This window comes from Rhodoferax ferrireducens, assembly GCF_003347515.1.
Taxonomy (GTDB): domain Bacteria; phylum Pseudomonadota; class Gammaproteobacteria; order Burkholderiales; family Burkholderiaceae_C; genus Rhodoferax.
On sequence record NZ_QEII01000315.1, the window covers coordinates 146,773 to 165,262 of the forward strand.

Genomic DNA, 18,490 nt, shown 5'->3' on the forward strand with positions numbered 1-18,490 from the left:
GCACTGGCCGACATGTCATCTAGCGGCGTCGCCCCGCTAAACTTAACCATCGCTAATTAATGGAAAGAAAGCAATGTTTGATAAAAGCGGCCAGTGGGTCCCCCTTGAAACCTTCGACGATTTTGACAACGGCCTGTCAGAGCTCATTGAGCTCTGGTCAAGCACGTCAAAGACGGCAACCCAAGCCGTCAAAGATTCAGCACTCGCTCACTTCAAAGAAGACCTGGAAGCTGCTGTGCTGAAATGGGCCGACAACAGAGCCAAGTCCAAAAAATACGCAGCCATCGGTGAAGAGTTAGCCGAGTTTGAAGAAGCACTGCAGGATGGCTCAGGCACTACCCCTGAAGCCGACAGCACCGTCCCTGCGGCGCCGGCCAAGACGAAGACGAAGAAGGCGTAACTATCCTCAAATCGAGGAGCCACTTTGAATAGTGGACACCCTCAGAATCAAGCACTCAGGTCGCAAACCTCAGTGCTTTTTTTCATGCCTGCGCCTCGGGGTAGAGTTTGTGCACGCGGCCAAACAGCCGTGTCAGCCCCAGCAGTGCGTCGATATTCGGGGTGGGCACGTTCAGGCGCTGGCCCATCTCGTGCACCGCGGTGACGATGCTGTCGAGCTCGATGGCACGCCCGGCTTCAGCGTCTTGCAGCATCGAGGTCTTGAACGCCCCGAGCTTGGCTGTGATCGCGTGGCGGTCTTCCGGGTTTTGCGTGATGTCGCAGCCGATGAGCTGGCCGATGGCGGCGGCCTCGCGCATGGCGCTGGAGCAGAACTCGCGCACCAGCGGGTCGGCCAGCAGGCGGTCGATGGTGGCGCCGGTGATGGCCGACACCGGGTTCATGGTCAGGTTGCCCCAGAGCTTGTACCAGATGTCGTAGCGCACATTCGGTGACACGGTCACGTCGAAGCCCGCACCGCTGAGCAGCGAGCCCACGCGCGTGGCCCGCGCCGAGGTGCCACCGACCGGCTCGCCGAGGATCAGGCCCTGGCCCATGATGTGATTCACGATGCCGGGCGCGCTCCGGCTGGAGCTGGCATGCACGACACAGCCCAGCACATGCTGCAGCGGAATGTGGCGGGCAATACTGCCGCCGGGGTCCACGCTTTGCAGTGGCGCCTCGCCCAGGGCCGTGCCCATGCCCAACCACCACGGCACGCCGTTCATGGCGGGCAGCACCACCGTGTCGGGACCGATCAGCGCCGCAATGGTGGGCGCGAGTTGTGGCAGCACCGGTCCCTTGAGGGCGACGATCACCAGATCCTGCGGGCCGAGCTCGGCGGCGGAGTCCGACGCCCGGGCCGGCGTTTGAATCAGTTGCCCGCCCTGATGCAGGCGCCAGCCGTGCTCGCGCAGGGCCGCGAGGGTGGCGCCCTGGGCGATGGCGCTGACCTCGCATTGCCCAGCCGCGGCCAGGCGTGCGCCGATGAAGCCGCCAATGGCGCCTACGCCAACAATGGCGACTTTCATGTTTTTTTCTCCTTGAGTTCCTTCTGGGCCGCAACATAGTTGTCCTTGAAGCGCGCCGGCACCCGTTCATCAAAACCAAACGCCACACGCCGCACCTCGGGGCTGTCGGTGGGCTGATGGCCCACGCCCAAAGCCGAAGCGCGCGGCGCGGGAATGGCCACGATGGTACCGGTCAGCCGTCCAAGACCTGTGATCTCGCATTCCACCACGTCACCGGGGTCGACCGAGCGCGAGTGGCAAGGCGTGCCCATCAGGATCACGTCACCCGGCAGCAAGGTGATGTGGCGGGCGATGTCGGCGATCACGTAGTGCGGTCCCCAGATGGTCTCGTCGCCAATGTGCGCTTCCTGCACCACCCGGCCGTTGCGGTAGGTGCGCAGGGTTTGCTCGAACAGGTTCACGCCTTTGACGATGCCGGGGCCGATGGGCAGCAAGGTGTCGGCGCCCTTGACGCGCAGCATGCTGCCCTGGTCGGTGTCGCGGTAGTTTTGCAGGCCCATGTCCAGCGCCGGGCAAAAGCCTTCGATATAGTCCCAGGCCTCGTCGGGCAGCACGTTGCGGCAGGTCTTGCCGATGACCACGGCGTACTCGCCCTCGTAGTTCAAATACAGGCTGTCGGCCGGCTTCAGGATTTCGCAGCCGTGGCCGTTGATCGAGGTCGGCGGCTTGGTGAAGTAGGTCGGCGTCTCGGTCGGCTTGGGCTGGTTGCGCGTCTCGAAGCTGCGCGAGCTGTAGGAGATGTGCACGGCGATGATCTTGCTCGGCGCCACCGGCGGCAGGTGCTGCACCGTGGCGGGGTCGACCACGCGGCTGTCGTCCAGGCGCAGCAGGCCTTGCTCGGCGCCGTCTTCGATGATGGTGCCCCAGTAGGCGCTGCCGCCCACCAGCACGCGGCGGCGCTCCACGCGCGGGCCGCGCATGACGGCGGGGAGTTCTTTCAGGGGGAATTCAAAGTTCATGCTATCTCCTGGTCAAACCACATATGGATATTGCCGGTGCCGCGTGCATTCTCGTACGCCGACAGCGGCTCGCCCTGGGCGCGGCACGCGGCCCCGCCCAGGGCGCCCAACATCTGCAGGTAGTGCGCGCCGAAGGCCTCCCAGGGTTTGCTTCGGTAGTCGCTGTCCCAGCGCTCCAGAATGGCGTCGTGGCGGCCCTGCTTGAAAAATTCGATGGCCTGTTTGTCGCTCTCGATGTTCTCCGGGCGCGAGACATTGCTCTCATGAAAGATGCGCGGGTGATTGGGCTTCCAGTCGATGTTGTTGAACTTGTGGCTGAGCGCGCCGGACGCCAGCAGCACCACGCGCAAACCGCTGCGCCGGATCGCCTCGCCGATGGCCTCGCCAGACTTCAAAAAGTGCGGCCAGTCGCAGTTCTGGCAAGAACTGACCGTGACCACCGGAGTATTGCTCAGCTCCAGGCGCAGCTGTTTGACCAGGTTGATGGTGGCGTATTGCCGGCCCAGTTCGGGGTGGTTGATGGCGCGGTTGTAGCCGCCTTGCTCGCGCGACACGGCCTCGATGGCCAGCGCCAGTTCGGGGTGACCACGGTAGTCGTAGGGCACGCCGTGCAAATACCAGGGCATCTCGTCGGAGATGTAATTGCCCTGGTAGCGCGCACCGCCGTCCACCAGGTGGTAGCCGGTGGTGAACCAGTGGCTGTCAAAAATCATCACCACATCCGGCGTGGCTGCCGCAATTTTCTCGCGCAGCCGGGCATAGCCGGGGATGAGGTCTGAATCCGATCCCGCGCCCATCAGCACGCGAAACTCTTCGCACTGCATCAAGCCGGGGTGGTGTGAAACGAGGGCTGCGCCGACGATGTGTCCCATATTTACTCCTTATTTGATAGCTACTTGCGCAGGTATTACCTGGGCTAGCGGGTGTTTTTATATAAAAACAATCAACGGTGACTGAAACTGGCGCGGAAGGGCTTTTTCGGCACCACCACGTCCTTGATGTCGCAGAAGAACTCAAAGCTCCAGTTGCCGCCTTCGCGGCCAATGCCGCTGCGCTTGATGCCGCCAAAGGGCGCGGCCAGGTCGCGGATGCCGAAGCTGTTGACCCAGATGAAACCGGTGCGCACCTGCTGCGCGATGGCCGTGGCGTGCTCGGTCTCGCCGTAGCAGACGCCGCCCAGGCCGTAGTCGGTGCCGTTGGCCATGGCAATCAGTTCCTCATCGCTGTCGAAGGTCTGCAGGGTCAGCACCGGGCCAAAGACTTCGTTCTGCACGATCTCGCTGTCCTGGCGCACGTTGGTGAGCATGGTGGGCTGGTAGTACTGGGCGCCGAAGGGATGCGGCGCACCGCCCCACAGCAGCTCGGCGCCATCGGCCAGCGCGCGTTCGACAAAGCCCTGCACGCGCTCGACCTGGCGCGGGTGGATGATGGGACCGACCTCGGTGGCGGCGTCGCGCGGGTCACCCACCGTGAGTTTTTCCACGTAGCCGCGCATGGCGGCCACAAAGGCGTCGCGGATCTGGCTGTGCACCAGAAAGCGCGTGCCCGCCAGGCACACCTGGCCGGCGTTGCGGTACATCAGCGCGCCGGTGGCGGCGGCGTTGTCGATGTCGGCGTCTGCCAGCACGATGAAGGGCGACTTGCCACCCAGCTCCAGGCTGCAGGGCACGAGGTTCGCCCCGGTGGCCTGGGCAATCCATTTGGCGGTGGGCACCGAGCCGGTGAAGGAGACGCGCGCCAGGCGCGGGTCGCTGACCAGCTTGGCGCCGGTGCTGGCGCCGCTGCCCTGCACGATGTTGAACACGCCCGGCGGCAGGCCGGCGGCGTGGGCGCAGTCGGCCAGCAGGCTGCTGGTGAGTGGCGCCCACTCGGGCGGCTTGACGATCACCGTGTTGCCGGCCGCCAGCGCGGGCCCGAGCTTCCAGGTGGCCAGCATCAGCGGGGCGTTCCAGGGCGTGATGATGACGACCACGCCGGCCGGGTCGTGGCGCACGATGTGCTGCGCCTGCTCGGTGTCGATGGGATGGTCTTGCAAGGTGAGCGCGTGCTCGGCAAACCACGTGATGTTGAGCATGGCGCGCGGCACCACGCCGTGCGCCATGCGCGACAGCAGCACGCCGGCGTCGGTCGATTCGAGTTGGCAGAAGGCCTCGGCGCGCTGGCCAATCTCGGCGGCGAAGCGGTCCAGGTAGGGCTTGCGCTCGGCAGCGCTCAGGGCGGCCCAGGCGGGGAAGGCTTTTTGCGCGGCTTGAATCGCCGCGTCCACATGCGCGGGCGTGCCTTCCGATATACGGCCCAGCAGGCTTTGGTCGATCGGGCTGCGCAGCTCGAACAGCACCTCGGAGGCGACGCGCTGGCCATCGATGTAGTGGTGCGGCGAGACGCTGTGGCCCGCCACGGTGAGGGTTTGGGTAGACACGGGTTACTCCTGAATTAATAGCTGCTTGCGCAGGTTGTACGAGGGCTAGAGGCCAATTTCATTCAAATTTCTTCGGATTTCAAGACCTTGCCCGGGTTCATCAACCCCAGCGGGTCCAGCGCCTGCTTGATGCGGCGCATCAGCTGCAGCTCCAGCGGCGACTTGTAGCGCGCCGACTCGTCGCGGCGCAACACGCCCAGGCCGTGCTCGGCCGAGATCGAGCCGTCGAACGCGTGTACCGCGTCGTGCACCAGCTGGTTCAGCGGTCCTTCGAGCGCCAGAAACGCGGCGGCATCTTCCGGCCCAGTGCGCCCCGCCAAGCGGTCGAGGCCGACTGCTTGGGCCGGGGGTGAGACGTTGTAGTGCAGGTTGCCGTCGCCCAAGTGGCCGAACACCACCAGCCGCACTTGGGGAAACGTGCGGGCGATGGCCGCATCGGTCGAGGCCATGAACTCGGGAATGCGCGAGATCGGTAGCGAAATGTCGTGCTTGATGGTCTTGCCTTCTGCCCCCTGCGCTTCCGAGATGTTTTCACGCAGCGCCCACAGCGCCTCAAACTGGGCCAGGCTGGTGGAGAGCGCGGCATCGCTCACCCATGCGTTTTCCATGGCGGCCTCTAACAGGCCTTCCATCGCGTCCGCCGCCTGGGTTTGCGCCTGCGTTTCATCGCCGGTGGCGGATAGTTCCAGCAGCACATACCAGGGCGAGGCCTGCGCCAGCGGGCGGCGTGTGCCGGGGATGTGCTGCAGCACCAAGTCCATGCAGGTGTCGCTGAGGATTTCAAACGCTGTCAGGCCCGCACCCAGGCGCGCTTGCGCCAGGGTCAGCAGATCCAGCGCTTGTTTCGGGCTGGGCACGGCCACCAGCGCCACCACATGCGCGGCGGGCAGCGGGAACAGCTTGAGCGCGACGGCGGTGATCACGCCCAAGGTGCCCTCGGAGCCGATGTACACATCCCGCAAGTCGTAGCCGGTGTTGTCCTTGCGCAGGGTGCGCAGGCCGTTCCACAGCTCGCCTTCGGCCGTCACCACTTCCAGCCCCAGACACAACTCGCGGGCATTGCCGTAGCGCAGCACCTGCACACCGCCGGCGTTGGTCGCCAGGTTGCCGCCAATGGTGCACGTGCCCTCGGCCGCCAGGCTCAGGGGAAACAGGCGACCGGCCTCTTTGGCGGCCTCCTGCACCTGCAGCAAGGTGACGCCGGCGTCGACCACCAGGGTGTTGTTCAGCGGGTCGATGGCGCGGATTTTGTTGAGGCGCGTGAGCGACAGCAGCACCGGCAGCGTGGTGGGCTGGACCACTCCGCCGCCGGGTCGCCCCAAGGCGGGGTTCGACCCCTCGGGGGGCAGCGAGGACACGCCAGTGCCGAGTGTGGGGGCCACATTGGGCACCGAGCCGCCCGACAAGCCGGTGTTGCCGCCCTGCGGCACCACCGGCACTCGCTGGGCGTGGCACCAGGCGACGACCTTCGCCACTTCGACGGCGTTATCGGGTTGCGCCACGGCCAATGCCTGGCCAGTCCACTTGCCGCGAAAGTCGGTCAGGAAAGGGGCGGCGTCGGCCCCGGTGAGCAGCCGGCCACTGAAGGCAGCGCGCAGGGATTCGAGCAGCATGTCAGTACGCTCCATGACTTGCCGCCGGAGTCGGTGCGGCGCTCTTGAACTGTGCCGCCAACGCGGCGGTGGCCCGCACCAGCAGGGAGGTGTCCACGCCGACCGCGACAAAGCGCGCGCCCTGCGCCAGGTAGTGCCGGGCCAGCGCTTCGTCGGCGCACAAAATGCCCGGCGCCTTGCCGGCGTGCAGGATGCGGCCGATAGCCAGGTCAATCGCCGCTCGCACTTGCGGGTGCGCGGGCTGGCCCAGGTAGCCCATGGAGGCCGACAAATCGGCCGGGCCGATGAACACGCCGTCCACCCCGTCCACCGCCGCAATCGCGTCGATCTGCTGCAAGGCGGCCAGCGACTCGACCTGCACCAGCAGGCACACGCGTTCGTTGGCTTCCAACAGGTAATTCGGATAGCGCGACCATCGCGCCGAACGGGCGATGGCGCTGCCGACGCCACGCACGCCTTGTGGGGGGTAGCGCATGGCGCGCACCAGCGCCCTCGCCTGCTCGGCCGACTCGACCATGGGCACCAACACGGTGGTGGCGCCGATGTCCAGCACCTGCTTGATCAGCGCCGCGTCGCCGTGCGACACGCGCACCACCGGCTGCGTCGGGTACGCCGCCACGCTTTGCAGCGCGCCGAGCAGGCTGCGCAAATCGTTGGGCGCGTGCTCGCCATCGAGCAGCAGCCAGTCAAAACCACTGCCGGCGCAGAGTTCGGCGGCGTAGGGGTCGGCCAGGGCTTGCCACAGGCCGATTTGCACCTCGCCGCGGGCCAGCGCTTGCTTGAACAAGTTGTCAGGGGTTTGCATGAATGTGTGCCTCACATGAAGCGGAACGAGATCGCACCCAGCGGGCCGTAATCGGCGTGGAAGGTGTCGCCCGCCGCCCCGGCTACCGGGCGCGTGAAGGAGCCGCCCAGCACCACCTCGCCCGCTGCCAGGCCTTCGCCATGGGCGCTGAGTTTGTTGGCCAGCCAGGCGACGCCGTTGGCCGGGTGGTTCAGCACGGCGGCGGCCAGGCCGCTTTCCTCGATCACGCCGTTCTTGTAGAGCAGCGCGCCGCACCAGCGCAGGTCAACCGCGTCGGGCTTGACCGGACGGCCGCCCATCACGATACCGGCATTGGCGGCGTTGTCGGCAATGGTGTCGAGCACCTTGCGCGGGGCGTGGGTGACGCGATCGAGCTGCTCGATACGCGCGTCGATGATCTCCAGCGCCGGCACCACATAGTCGGTGGCGGCCAGCACGTCAAAAATCGTCACCTTCGGGCCGTGCAAGGGCTTTCCGAGGATGAAGGCCAGCTCGACCTCAACCCGCGGCAGGATGAAGCGCTGCACCGGAATGTCGGCGCCCTCGGGGAACAGCATGTCATCAAGCATGGCGCCGTAGTCGGGCTCGGTGATCTGCGACGAGATCTGCATGGCGCGCGAGGTCAGGCCGATCTTGTGGCCCAGGATGGTGCGGCCCTCGTCCAGCTTGATCTGCACCCAGGCGCGCTGGATGGCGTAGCTGTCGGCCATCTCCATCTCGGGAAAGCGTTTCGAGAAATGCGCAACCTGCACACGGGTTTTTTCCGCCTGGTGCAGTTCGTGCGCCAGGGCCAGATGGATATCGGGGGTCAGCATGGGGGGACTCCTTGGCGCACTTGGACTGGGGGATGGCGACTGGAGCGGACTCAGGACTCGGCGGTGAAACCGATCGCCTTCACGATCGGAGCCCACTTCTCGCTGTCGGCCTTAAGCAGGGCGGCCAGTTCCGCCGGGCTGGACGACCGGGCTTCCAGGCCCATGGCGGCCAGGCCCTCGATCACCTCCTTGTTGGCCAGGGCGCTGCGAATGGCAGCGTTGGCTTTTGACACCACGTCGGAGGGCGCTTTGCCCGGCAGGTAGAAACCAAACCATTCACCGAAGACCAGGTCCTTCAGCCCCTGCTCCACCAAGGTACTGGTGCCGGGGGCGAATTTATTGCGGCTGGCCCCCGAGGTGGCCAGCAGGCGGACCTTGCCGCCGCTCAAATGCGGCAGGAACTCGCCCACCGGCGCCGACACGGCGGCGATCTGCCCACCCAGCATGTCCAGGATGGCGGGCTGCGAACCCCGGAAACCTACGTGCTGCAAGTTGACCTTGCCGGCCCGGCCGATCAGCTCACCCACGAAATGCGGGACCGAGCCCGGCGCCGGCGAACCGAAGTTGGCACTGATGGGGTGGGCTTTGCACCACTCCAGAAATTCGGGGACGGTCTTGACCGACACCGGCACTTGGGGACCCACGGCGAAACCCATGTCAAACACGACGCCCAGCGATACCGGCGTCAAGTCAGCCACCGGGTCGTAGGGCAGCTTTTTGTAGGTGTGCGGGTAGATGCCCAGCATCGACATCGGCGTTGCCAGCAAGGTGGCGCCGTCGGGCGCCGAGGCTTTCAGCGCCGAGATGGCGATCTGCCCGCCCGCGCCGGTGCGGGTATCGACGACCACCGCCTTGGCGTAGCTGCCGTTCAATTGGGTGGCGACCCGGCGGGCCAGCGTGTCCACCGTGCCGCCAGCGGCGAAGCCCGTCAGAATTTTCGCGGTCTCGATGGCCTGCGCCCGGCTGATCAAGGGCAGGGTGCCGGCGACGGTGGCGAGGGCCAGGTGCAGCAGTTCGCGGCGAGAAGTTTGCATGGGGAGTCTCCTGTCTAATTGTTGGAACAAGGGTGAAAAATCGCGGGGATCAACATCAGAGCGATGGAGTTTGCAAGAGGGCGCGCGCAACAACAAACGATATATATTGCTGTATTGCTTAGCTTTTCTTCATAATCAGCCCATGTCCTTGCCCCGCTATACCCTGCGCCAGCTCGATGCCTTCGTGACCGTGGCCGAGCTGCTGAGCTTCACCGCCGCCGCCGACCGGCTGGCGCTGACCCCGTCGGCAGTGAGCCAGCTGGTGGTCGAACTGGAGTCCAGCCTGGACTTCAGGCTGTTCGAGCGCAGCACGCGCAAGGTCGCGTTGTCAGCGGCGGGTAAAGAATTCTTCAGTTCGGCCCAGACCGTGCTCAAACACCTGCACGTGGCTGAAGTGGCTGCGAACGACCTGCGCAACCGGGCCGCCGGGCTGGTACGGGTGGCGGCCCCGATGGTGATCGCCAGCGCCATCCTGCCGCCCATCATCCGGGCCCACAGCCAGGATCGCCCCAAGCTCGTCGTGCGCATTCGGGACGCCGCTGTGGAGCAGCTCACGGACATGGTGGCCAGCGGCGAGGTGGATCTGGCCGTCGGCCCCGACCGCCAAGGCAGCGACAACGTGCTGCGCATCAGCCTGTTCGGCAGCCCCTGGGTGTTGTGGTGCGCCAAAGACCATCCGCTGGCGGCGAAACGGGTGCTGCAATGGAGCGATTTGCGTCACCACGCGCTGGTCACGGCGGGGCGTGATCACGAATTGAGCGTGGCGCAAATGGGCGCGGCTTTGCCGGAGGACGAGCGCATCAGCCCGAATGACGTGGTGGACAACATCTCCACCGCGCTCGGCCTGGCGGCCGCAGGCTTGGCCGCCACGGTGTCGCCCGCCTACGTTGCGCCCTGGGCCAAACGGCAGGGCCTGGTGATGCGCCGCATCGTGGAGCCCGAAGTCATGCGCCAGGTCTGCCTGTACCGGCCCGCGCATCGGATAGCGTCGCCCGCGACCGAGAGCTTTGCGGAATACCTGGTGGAACGGCTCATGAAAAAAGCCCGCAAGTAGCAATACTTGCGGGCTTTTTTAGAAGTTCAGATCAATCAGCGATCGGTCTTGGCTGGCCATTTCTTCGCATCACGCGGCACGAAGACCTTGCCACCGTTGCCGGGCTTGGCGAAGGAGGATGGTTTGCCGAATGCAGGCTTGCGGGCACCGAAGTCGCCGCGCGGTGCGCCGAAATCACCGCGGGGAGCGCCGCCGTCGTTGCGGCCACCAAAGTCACCGCGCGGCGCTGGCGCATCGTTGCGTGAGCCGGCAAAACGGTCGTTGAAACCGCCCTTGCGTTCGTAGCTGCGCCCTTCGGGTTGACCGAAACCGCCGCCGTTGTTGTTTTGATAGCCACCTGCACCAGCGTCACGGGGAGCGCCGGCATTTCTGTCGGCAAAGCCGCCACGGCTGGCACCGAAACCACCGGAACGGCCACCACCGCCACCGCCGCCGAAATTGCCGCCGCGGGAATGGCCGTCGTTACCGCCACGGCCGCCGCCACCACCAAAACTGTTGGGGCGCGAATCAGGGAAACGCTGTTGTGGCTCCATGCCAGGAATGGTCTCGCCCTTGAACTGATGATGGCTGTGGAACTCGATGTCCATGATCTTGCGACGATCGCGGAATTCGGCAAAGGTCACGGCAATACCGTCACGCCCGGCACGACCGGTACGGCCAATGCGGTGGGTGTAATCCTCGGCCTTCATCGGCAAACCGAAGTTGAACACGTGGGTCACGGTGGGCACGTCGATACCACGTGCGGCCACATCGGTGGCGACCAGAATCTGCACCTGGCCTTGACGCAGCGCCATCAGACGGCGGTTGCGCAGACCCTGGCTCAAAGCACCGTGCAGTGCCACGGCAGAGAAACCTTCTTGTTGCAGGTCGTTGGCCAAACCATCGCACTCGATTTGGGTGCTGGCAAAAACGATGGCCTGGTTGATGGTGGTGTCGCGCAACCAGTGGTCGAGCAATTTGCGTTTGTGCTGCGCGTTGTCAGCCCAGAACAACTTCTGGCTAATGTTGGCGTGCTTTTCTTGCGGCGAATCGATTTGCAGTTTTTGTGGATCGCGCATCACGCGTGAAGCCAGTTGCTGGATGCGCGGTGCAAAAGTAGCACTGAACATCATGGTCTGCTTGCGCTGGATGGTCAGCTGGTTGATGTCAGCCAGGTCATCGGAGAAGCCCAGATCCAACATACGGTCGGCTTCGTCAACCACCAGGAACTGAACCTGGTCGAGTTTGATTTGCATGGAGCGTTGCAGATCCAGCAAACGACCCGGCGTGGCCACCACGAGGTTGGCATTTTGCAGCTTGGCAATTTGCAACTGGTAAGGCATGCCGCCCACAATGTTGGCAACGCGCAGACCACGGCAATGTTGCACTAGGTCGATGGCGTCGTGTGCCACTTGCTGGGCCAGTTCACGCGTCGGGCAAACGATCAGCGCGCCGGGTGCGGCAGGAGCGAAATGACGTGGGTTGGTCGGGTCTTTGCGTTTGGCGCGCTTGGGCGGTGCTTCGCCTTTGGCGACCGCGTCGGCAACCGCTTGCTCGAAATCAGACTTCTCTTTGGCTTCGGCCTGGGCCATCTGCATCAGCAGGGTGTGCAGCACGGGCAACAGGAAGGCGGCGGTCTTGCCGCTGCCGGTCTGGCTGGACACCATCAAATCGATAAAGCGCGCTGACTCATCGGCTGCGCCATGGCCTTGCATGGCCAGGGGGATGGTTTTCAGCTGAACCGTGGTGGGCTGGGTGAAGCCCAGGTCTTTCACGGCCTGGATCAATTCGGGGGCGAGGCCCAGAGCCAAAAAGCCGTTAGGCGCTTCTTCGACGGCCTCAACAGGCGCGACAGCTTGAGCGGCCTCGGTAGCCTGGACAACGTTTTGCGTCATCTCGACAGTGTCATTGGAAAAATTTTCGACAAGCGATGATTCGCCCGTCGCTTGGATAGCGTCAGTCATGTATTTACTCACACGCGAGCGCCGCAGGGTGTGCGGCTGCCCCGTCAATGGTTAAAAAACATCAACCATCAAACGGAACCTGCTCTGACTCACTAGGAGTTCTATCAGCGCTGGAGGCTCTTCTTAAGCAATCTCGCAATAGCGAGTCCGCTTTGAGCCCAGTGAATGAAGGGAGATGTACAAATATGCACTGCTGTTTGCAGCGCAGCTTTCGATTATGGCATGACTTCGGGTTTTCACCTAATCAATCAGTTTAATGAAGTGTGTGCGGTAGTGTTCCAGCTCGTCGATGGACTCATGCGTATCGGCCAGGGCCGTGTGACGTTGCTGTTTTTTGAACGCGTTGTACACCTCGGGCCGCCAGCGTTTGGACAGCTCCTTGAGCGTGCTCACATCGAGATTGCGGTAGTGGAAAAAAGCCTCCAGTTTGGGCATGTACTTCGCCAGAAAGCGGCGATCCTGTCCAATGCTGTTGCCGCACATGGGTGAGCCCTTCTTGGGCACGTACTGGCTCAGAAACTCGATCAGTTGCAGCTCGGCGTCGGCTTCGCACAAGGTTGAGGCCTTGACCTTGTCGATGAGGCCGCTTTTGCCGTGCGTGCCTTTGTTCCATTTGTCCATCTTGTCGAGCTGTTCATCGCTTTGATGGATGACCAGCACGGGGCCTTCGATTCGGGGCTCAAGCTGGGGTCCGGTGACGATGACCGCAATTTCAATAATTCGCTCAAGCTCCGGGTCAAGCCCCGTCATTTCACAGTCAAGCCAGATGAGGTTTTGGTCGGATTTGGCAAGCAATACGCCTGCTGGGGGGGTGTTCATAGCGTCCATGGCCGGAATTGTCGCTGATGCCCTAAACTCGGGCGCCATGGCTGACTCGATTCCCCCTTTCCCCCCCTCATTGGTGCTGACCTTTGTCTTTGCGCTGACGCTGCTCGCCAGCCTGGTGTTGAAATTCTGGCTCAGCTCGCGGCAGATCCGGCATGTGGCCCAGCACCGTGCCGAAGTTCCGCCCGCCTTCGCGCGCAGTATTACTTTGGCTGCCCACCAGAAAGCCGCCGACTACACCGTCACCAAAGCACGTTTTGGCATGCTGGAGTTGGCGCTGGGGACGGTCGTCCTGGTGGGGTGGACGCTACTGGGCGGGCTCTCGGTCCTCAACCAGGCGCTGCTCGGCTGGCTGGGCGGCGGCATGGGACAGCAAATTGCCTTGCTCGCGGCCTTTGCGTTGATCAGCGGTCTGATTGATTTGCCCGTGGCCTTGTACCGGACCTTTGTGATCGAGGAGCGTTTCGGCTTCAACAAAATGACGCTCAAGCTCTGGCTGCTCGATTTACTCAAGTCCAGCCTGATCGGGGCCGTCATTGGCTTCCCCGTTGTCGCGCTGATCTTGTGGATGATGGGCGCGGCCGGCAGCGTATGGTGGCTGTGGGCCTGGGGCGTCTGGATGGGTTTCAATTTACTCGCGCTGCTGATCTACCCCACCTTCATCGCGCCGCTGTTCAACAAATTCACGCCGCTGGCTGACGAGACACTCAAGGCCCGCGTCACGGCGCTGATGCAGCGCTGCGGCTTTGCCGCCAAAGGCTTGTTTGTGATGGATGGATCCAAGCGCAGCGCCCACGCCAATGCCTACTTCACCGGTTTTGGTGCATCCAAGCGCGTGGTGTTTTACGACACCTTGCTGGCCAAACTGTCGGCAGGTGAAGTGGACGCGGTATTGGCGCACGAGTTGGGGCACTTCAAGCACAAACACGTCATCAAGCGCATTGTTTCCATGTTCGCCTTGAGCCTGCTGGGCTTTGCCCTGCTGGGCTGGCTGGCAACCCAGGTATGGTTTTACACCGGGCTGGGCGTGCAGCCCAATCTGAGTGCACCGAATGATGCGCTGGCGCTCTTGCTGTTCATGCTGGCCTTGCCGATTTTCGGTTTCTTCATCGCGCCGGTATTGGCCTATTTCTCACGCAAAGACGAGTTCCAAGCGGATGCCTACGCTGTGCTTCAGACCAGCGGGCACGACCTTGCCACCGCGCTGCTCAAGCTGTATGAAGACAACGCATCGACGCTGACACCGGACCCGGTGTATGTGAAGTTCTACTACTCGCATCCGCCGGCGTCCGAGCGCCTGGCACGGATGACCGCTTGACCCTATCCAGGCAGCCCACTGCAAACACACCATGAATACCATGCTCAAGAAAAAAGACTGGTCGACCCTCTCCAGACGGGCGCTGACAGCTACAGAAATAGTAGCAAACCTGGCAAAACTGGAAGGCTGGACCCTGACAGGCGATGGGGCCGCCGTGGCCATTGAAAAGACCTACAGCTTTGCCAATTATTACGAGACCATTTCTTTCGTGAACGCGTTGGCCTTTATCGCCAATGCGCAGGATCATCACCCTGATTTGTCGGTACATTTCAACCGCTGCGTGGTGCGCTTCAATACCCATGATGTGAGCGGCCTCTCAGTGACGGATTTTGACTGTGCGACGCTGGTGGACGCCCTTCTGACATGAGCACCCATCACAGGGCAACCCTCTAATGGAACGAGCCACACTCGACCGCGGCCTGATCGTGGCCAACTACGGCCGCCACTTTCTGGTCGAAACGCCGGAGGGGCGGCGATTGATTTGCCACTCACGCGGCAAGAAGAGCCAGGGACTGGTGGGCGATCGGGTCTTGTGGCAGGCCTCGCGCGACGAAGGCACGATCGAGAAGATCGAAGAACGCCGCAATGTGTTTTACCGCCAGGATGAAATTCGCACCAAATCATTCGCCGTCAACCTGGACCAGATCCTGATCCTGATTGCAGCGGAGCCCGAGTTCTCCAGCAGCCAGCTCTCGCGCGCCCTGATTGCGGCCGAGGCCGAGCACATCACGCCCATCATCGCGCTCAACAAAAGTGATCTGGTCGAACCCTTCGCGCGCGCCTGGGAATGGCTGCGGCCGTACCGGCAAATGCATTACGGTGTGTTGCCCTTGTCGCTCAAACAATCCGGTGAGGTCGATCACGCCGAACTGCTCAAGCTGCTGCATGGCAAGACGACGCTGGTGCTGGGACCGTCGGGCGCGGGCAAGAGCACCCTGATCAACCTGCTGGCGCCCGGCGCGCTGGCCCAGACCGGTGAAATTTCGCAAGCCCTCAACTCGGGCAAACACACCACCACCAGCACCACCTGGTATTGGGTGGACAAAGACAAGAGCACGGCGCTGATTGATTCACCAGGTTTCCAGGAATTTGGCCTGAACCACATCGACCCAGCGCAGCTGGCGGCCTATATGCCGGACCTGAAGCCGCATGTCGCGAACTGCAAGTTCTACAACTGCAGCCATCTGCATGAACCCGGTTGTGGCGTGATGGCAGCCGTCAAACCCGACGGTAGCCCCGATGGCATCAGCGCCAATCGCTATAAAATTTATAGCGATTTATACGCCGAACTGAGCCAGGCCCGGAAGTACTGAGCCCAGCGCTTGCACCAGCGCATCGCATTGCGCCGGCGTGCCGACGCTGATGCGCAAATACTGCTCGATGCGCGGCAGTTTGAAGTGCCGCACCAGCACACCGCGTGCGCGCAGGCCGGCCGCAATGCCGGCCGCGTCATGCTGCGGATGGCGGGCAAACACAAAATTGGCCTGTGACGGCAAGACCTTGAAGCCCAAGTCTTCCAGCGCCAACACCAGCCCTTCCCGGCTGTCCATCACGGCGCGGCGCGTCTGCTCGAAATAGGCCTGGTCCTCAAAAGCTGCGACGCCACCGGCAATCGCCAGTCGGTCCAGCGGATAGGAGTTGAAGCTGTTTTTAACGCGCTCCAGCGCCTCAATCAGAAGCGCCTGTCCACACGCAAAGCCCACGCGCAAGCCGGCCAGCGAGCGCGACTTGGACAGAGTGTGAACCACCAGCAGGTTGGGATACTGCGCAATCAGGGACATGGCGCTATCGCCGCCAAAGTCAACGTAGGCCTCATCCACCAGCACGACGCGATGCGGATGCAGGCGCAGCAGTTGCTCCACTTGCTGCAGCGGCACACCGGTGCCGGTGGGCGCATTGGGATTGGCGATGACGACGCCGGCGACCGAGTGGCCATCGGCCCGCGCATAGGCCGAGACATCAAGGCACATCTCATCGCTCAAGGGCACCAACTCCAAGGGGATGTCGTAAAGCCCGCAATAAACCTTGTAAAAGCTGTAGCTGATGTCGGGCATCAGCAAGGGACAGCCGTGCTGGAAAAAAGCAAAAAAGGCGTGCGCCAGGACCTCATCCGAGCCATTGCCCAAAAACACATGCTGCGGCGCCAGGCCATGATGTGCGGCAATGGCTTGACGCAATACCGTCGCTTCCGGGTCGGGATAGAGCTGCAAGCCCTGTTGCGCCGCCAGCTGAATCGCCGCAATGGCGCGCGGTGAGGGCGGGTAGGGATTCTCGTTGGTATTGAGCTTGACCAGATTGTCGATCTTGGGTTGCTCACCCGGGACGTAGGGCACGAGACGAGCTACCACGGGGCTGCAAAACGAGGATGACACAGAAATTTCAACTTCCATTTTCATAGCAGCTTACGCATATTGCATGCGGGCCAGAAGCACATTTGACTTAAAAACTAACCTAACAGACGCGCCAGCGTCAAGAGCGCGAGCAAGACCATCCACATGACGACCGTACGCCAGACCAGGCCGACAATGACCGCCAGGTGGGCGGGCTCCGGCGTTTGCCCTGCCGCCGAGTCAGCCGGCAGTGCGCCAGGCCCTGGGGGCATGGCAGGCGCGCCATCGACGGGATAAGCAGCAGCGCTGGCCGCGTCGCCCAATCGGATATTCACGGCGCCGGCGGTCGCCGCCAAGATGATGCCGTCGTTGTCGCCTGCAGCACGCGGCTCGTGGTTGCGCCAGCCATCAATCGCCTCCTCGAAGCTGCCCACCACCGCGAAGCTGATCGCGGTGATACGGGCAGGCAGCCAATCAATGGCCACCCAGGCATCAATAGCAGTCTGCTGCAAGGCCTCACTGACCGGCTGATGCTGCGTCTTGCTCTTGTGCTGCCAATAGCGGGCGACGAATTCACTTAAACGGTACAGCACGGCGCCCGCCGGGCCAAAACCAAAAGCAGCCAGTACCGTGAACCAGGCCAACACGCCGAACACATGGCGGTGGGCCGCCAGTACGGAATGCTCAATCACGTGCCGCACGATTTCGCTACGGGGCAGCTCGCTGGCATCGATCTGCTGCCACTCTGCCAGCAATGCACGGGCATGGTCTTCATCGCCATCCGCCAGCGCATCCCGAATCTGGGTGAAATGAAAACTGAACTGCCGAAAACCCAGCGTTGTATAGAGCACGGCCACGCTCCACACCACGGCCACCGGCCAACCCAAGAAGGCATCCAGCAACCAATAAATGGCCAGTGCCAGCAGGGACGGAGCGCCCACCGCAAATCCCCAGGCCAGCCAGCCATGAAAAGGCTTGCCGGCATCAAAATTTCGGCTACTCCAGCGTACCCAGGCGCGCAAGCTCGCATGAACCAGATTACCGGGACCCAAAGGACGTGCCTGCTCCAGCAGCAAGGCGAAAAGCACAGAGATAAAGCTCATGCAGCCATCATAGCGGCACCGTGCCGGCTGGCGCCGACAGCAAACGGTAGAAGTTGCGCAGCATGCCCGCGGTAGCACCCCAGATGAAGCGCTGCGGCAGATGCCCCTGGGCCTCGTCCCGGTAGGGCATGGAGAACCATTCGCGCGTGGCTCCTTCCCACTCAAAAACATGGCGTTGATGGTGCGCGGGATTCATCAGAAACTCGAGTGGTACTTCAAAGACATCGGCCACTTCAAAGGCATTGGGAGTCAGCGTGAAGCCCGGTTGCACCAGGGCCACGACCGGCGTGATGATGAACGCGGAGCCCGTCACGTAGTGCGGCATCACACCCAGCACCTGCACAAAAGCGGGGTCCAGCCCCACTTCTTCCTGCGCCTCGCGCAAGGCCGTGGCGGCGGCATCAGCATCCCCTTCATCGGCCTTGCCACCCGGAAAGGCGATTTGCCCGGAATGGGTCGACAGATGCAGGGTGCGCTCGGTCAGCAGAATAGTCGGGCGCTCCCGCATCACGATCGGCAGCAGGACCGAAGCGTGCATCGGCGCCCGCTCCATGAATTTTTTCTCCGCCAGCAACTCGGGCACCCACACCGGGGGCGCAGCAAAGCGTTGCCGCAAGGCATCGGGCTGCAAAGAGGCCAGAGGCACCGGCGGCAGATGTGAATCCACGCCCACGACCGGAATCAGGCGCGGATCGAAATTCGGCAACCTGGACAAAGACGTAACGGTTGAATTGGATGACACGATAGGGATACCGAAAAAATAGCAGCCGTAAAAAAAGCCGCCACAAGCATCAGCTGGGGCG

Annotated in this window: 18 protein-coding genes; 5 read left to right on the forward strand and 13 right to left on the reverse strand. The window is 63.0% G+C overall.

The features are described 5' to 3' along the window. The first annotated feature begins 73 nt into the window (after positions 1 to 73). The gene (locus tag C5P05_RS27725) at positions 74 to 400 is read left to right on the forward strand and encodes a hypothetical protein (RefSeq protein ID WP_114973097.1); all 327 of its coding nucleotides are present in this window, start codon (positions 74 to 76) and stop codon (positions 398 to 400) included. Between the two features lie 82 nt (positions 401 to 482). On the opposite strand, the gene C5P05_RS27730 is transcribed toward C5P05_RS27725, so the two are convergent. The 8 genes from C5P05_RS27730 to C5P05_RS27765 form a co-directional block, all read right to left on the reverse strand. Next, positions 483 to 1,469: a 2-dehydropantoate 2-reductase gene (locus C5P05_RS27730; protein ID WP_114973098.1), complete on the reverse strand. Its 987-nt coding sequence runs from the start codon at positions 1,467 to 1,469 to the stop codon at positions 483 to 485. Then, on the reverse strand, positions 1,466 to 2,428 hold the full coding sequence (locus tag C5P05_RS27735) for a fumarylacetoacetate hydrolase family protein (protein ID WP_114973099.1): 963 nt from the start codon (positions 2,426 to 2,428) through the stop codon (positions 1,466 to 1,468). The genes C5P05_RS27730 and C5P05_RS27735 overlap by 4 nt, the downstream gene beginning before the upstream one ends. After that, positions 2,425 to 3,300: an extradiol ring-cleavage dioxygenase gene (locus C5P05_RS27740; protein ID WP_114973100.1), complete on the reverse strand. Its 876-nt coding sequence runs from the start codon at positions 3,298 to 3,300 to the stop codon at positions 2,425 to 2,427. Before C5P05_RS27740 ends, C5P05_RS27735 begins: the two co-directional genes overlap by 4 nt. Before the next feature lie 71 nt (positions 3,301 to 3,371). Then, positions 3,372 to 4,847: an aldehyde dehydrogenase family protein gene (locus C5P05_RS27745; protein WP_114973101.1), complete on the reverse strand. Its 1,476-nt coding sequence runs from the start codon at positions 4,845 to 4,847 to the stop codon at positions 3,372 to 3,374. A gap of 62 nt (positions 4,848 to 4,909) precedes the next feature. After that, positions 4,910 to 6,460 carry an FAD-binding oxidoreductase gene (locus tag C5P05_RS27750; RefSeq protein ID WP_114973102.1) on the reverse strand — a complete coding sequence of 517 codons (1,551 nt, stop codon included), beginning with the start codon at positions 6,458 to 6,460 and terminating at the stop codon, positions 4,910 to 4,912. A 1-nt stretch (position 6,461) separates the two neighbouring features. Further along, a complete protein-coding gene (gene hpaI / locus C5P05_RS27755) occupies positions 6,462 to 7,265 on the reverse strand; it encodes a 4-hydroxy-2-oxoheptanedioate aldolase (RefSeq protein ID WP_114973103.1) in 804 nt (267 codons plus the stop codon). An 11-nt stretch (positions 7,266 to 7,276) separates the two neighbouring features. Continuing rightward, the gene (gene hpaH, locus C5P05_RS27760) at positions 7,277 to 8,080 is read right to left on the reverse strand and encodes a 2-oxo-hept-4-ene-1,7-dioate hydratase (RefSeq protein WP_114973104.1); all 804 of its coding nucleotides are present in this window, start codon (positions 8,078 to 8,080) and stop codon (positions 7,277 to 7,279) included. A 50-nt stretch (positions 8,081 to 8,130) separates the two neighbouring features. Further along, on the reverse strand, positions 8,131 to 9,114 hold the full coding sequence (locus tag C5P05_RS27765; RefSeq protein ID WP_114973105.1) for a Bug family tripartite tricarboxylate transporter substrate binding protein: 984 nt from the start codon (positions 9,112 to 9,114) through the stop codon (positions 8,131 to 8,133). Between the two features lie 142 nt (positions 9,115 to 9,256). On the opposite strand from C5P05_RS27765, the gene C5P05_RS27770 reads away from it, so the two are divergent. Beyond that, positions 9,257 to 10,168 carry a LysR family transcriptional regulator gene (locus C5P05_RS27770; RefSeq protein ID WP_114973106.1) on the forward strand — a complete coding sequence of 304 codons (912 nt, stop codon included), beginning with the start codon at positions 9,257 to 9,259 and terminating at the stop codon, positions 10,166 to 10,168. Positions 10,169 to 10,203: 35 nt separating this feature from the next. On the opposite strand, the gene C5P05_RS27775 is transcribed toward C5P05_RS27770, so the two are convergent. Beyond that, entirely contained in the window at positions 10,204 to 12,111 is a 1,908-nt protein-coding gene (locus C5P05_RS27775) for a DEAD/DEAH box helicase (RefSeq protein WP_114973107.1), read from the reverse strand. Positions 12,112 to 12,351: 240 nt separating this feature from the next. Then, positions 12,352 to 12,939: an oligoribonuclease gene (gene orn, locus C5P05_RS27780; RefSeq protein WP_198674889.1), complete on the reverse strand. Its 588-nt coding sequence runs from the start codon at positions 12,937 to 12,939 to the stop codon at positions 12,352 to 12,354. A 37-nt stretch (positions 12,940 to 12,976) separates the two neighbouring features. Here orn and C5P05_RS27785 point away from each other — a divergent pair, with 37 nt between their 5' ends. The 3 genes from C5P05_RS27785 to rsgA are packed head-to-tail and all read left to right on the forward strand — an operon-like array spanning position 12,977 to position 15,567. Further along, complete coding sequence (locus tag C5P05_RS27785; protein ID WP_114973210.1) at positions 12,977 to 14,254, forward strand: M48 family metallopeptidase; 1,278 nt, start codon at positions 12,977 to 12,979, stop codon at positions 14,252 to 14,254. A gap of 31 nt (positions 14,255 to 14,285) precedes the next feature. After that, the gene (locus C5P05_RS27790; protein ID WP_114973108.1) at positions 14,286 to 14,621 is read left to right on the forward strand and encodes a 4a-hydroxytetrahydrobiopterin dehydratase; all 336 of its coding nucleotides are present in this window, start codon (positions 14,286 to 14,288) and stop codon (positions 14,619 to 14,621) included. 25 nt (positions 14,622 to 14,646) lie between these two features. After that, positions 14,647 to 15,567: a ribosome small subunit-dependent GTPase A gene (gene rsgA / locus C5P05_RS27795; protein ID WP_114973109.1), complete on the forward strand. Its 921-nt coding sequence runs from the start codon at positions 14,647 to 14,649 to the stop codon at positions 15,565 to 15,567. Here rsgA and hisC read toward each other — a convergent pair. Genes hisC through C5P05_RS27810 form a run of 3 tightly spaced genes read right to left on the reverse strand, consistent with a single transcriptional unit; the run spans position 15,532 to position 18,429 of the window. Further along, entirely contained in the window at positions 15,532 to 16,644 is a 1,113-nt protein-coding gene (gene hisC, locus C5P05_RS27800) for a histidinol-phosphate transaminase (protein WP_114973211.1), read from the reverse strand. The genes rsgA and hisC overlap by 36 nt on opposite strands. A 56-nt stretch (positions 16,645 to 16,700) precedes the next feature. Beyond that, positions 16,701 to 17,687 (reverse strand): CobD/CbiB family protein, encoded by a 987-nt coding sequence (locus C5P05_RS27805; protein WP_114973110.1) that lies wholly within the window; start codon positions 17,685 to 17,687, stop codon positions 16,701 to 16,703. 7 nt (positions 17,688 to 17,694) lie between these two features. Continuing rightward, complete coding sequence (locus C5P05_RS27810) at positions 17,695 to 18,429, reverse strand: CoA pyrophosphatase (protein ID WP_114973212.1); 735 nt, start codon at positions 18,427 to 18,429, stop codon at positions 17,695 to 17,697. Positions 18,430 to 18,490: the final 61 nt, after the last annotated feature.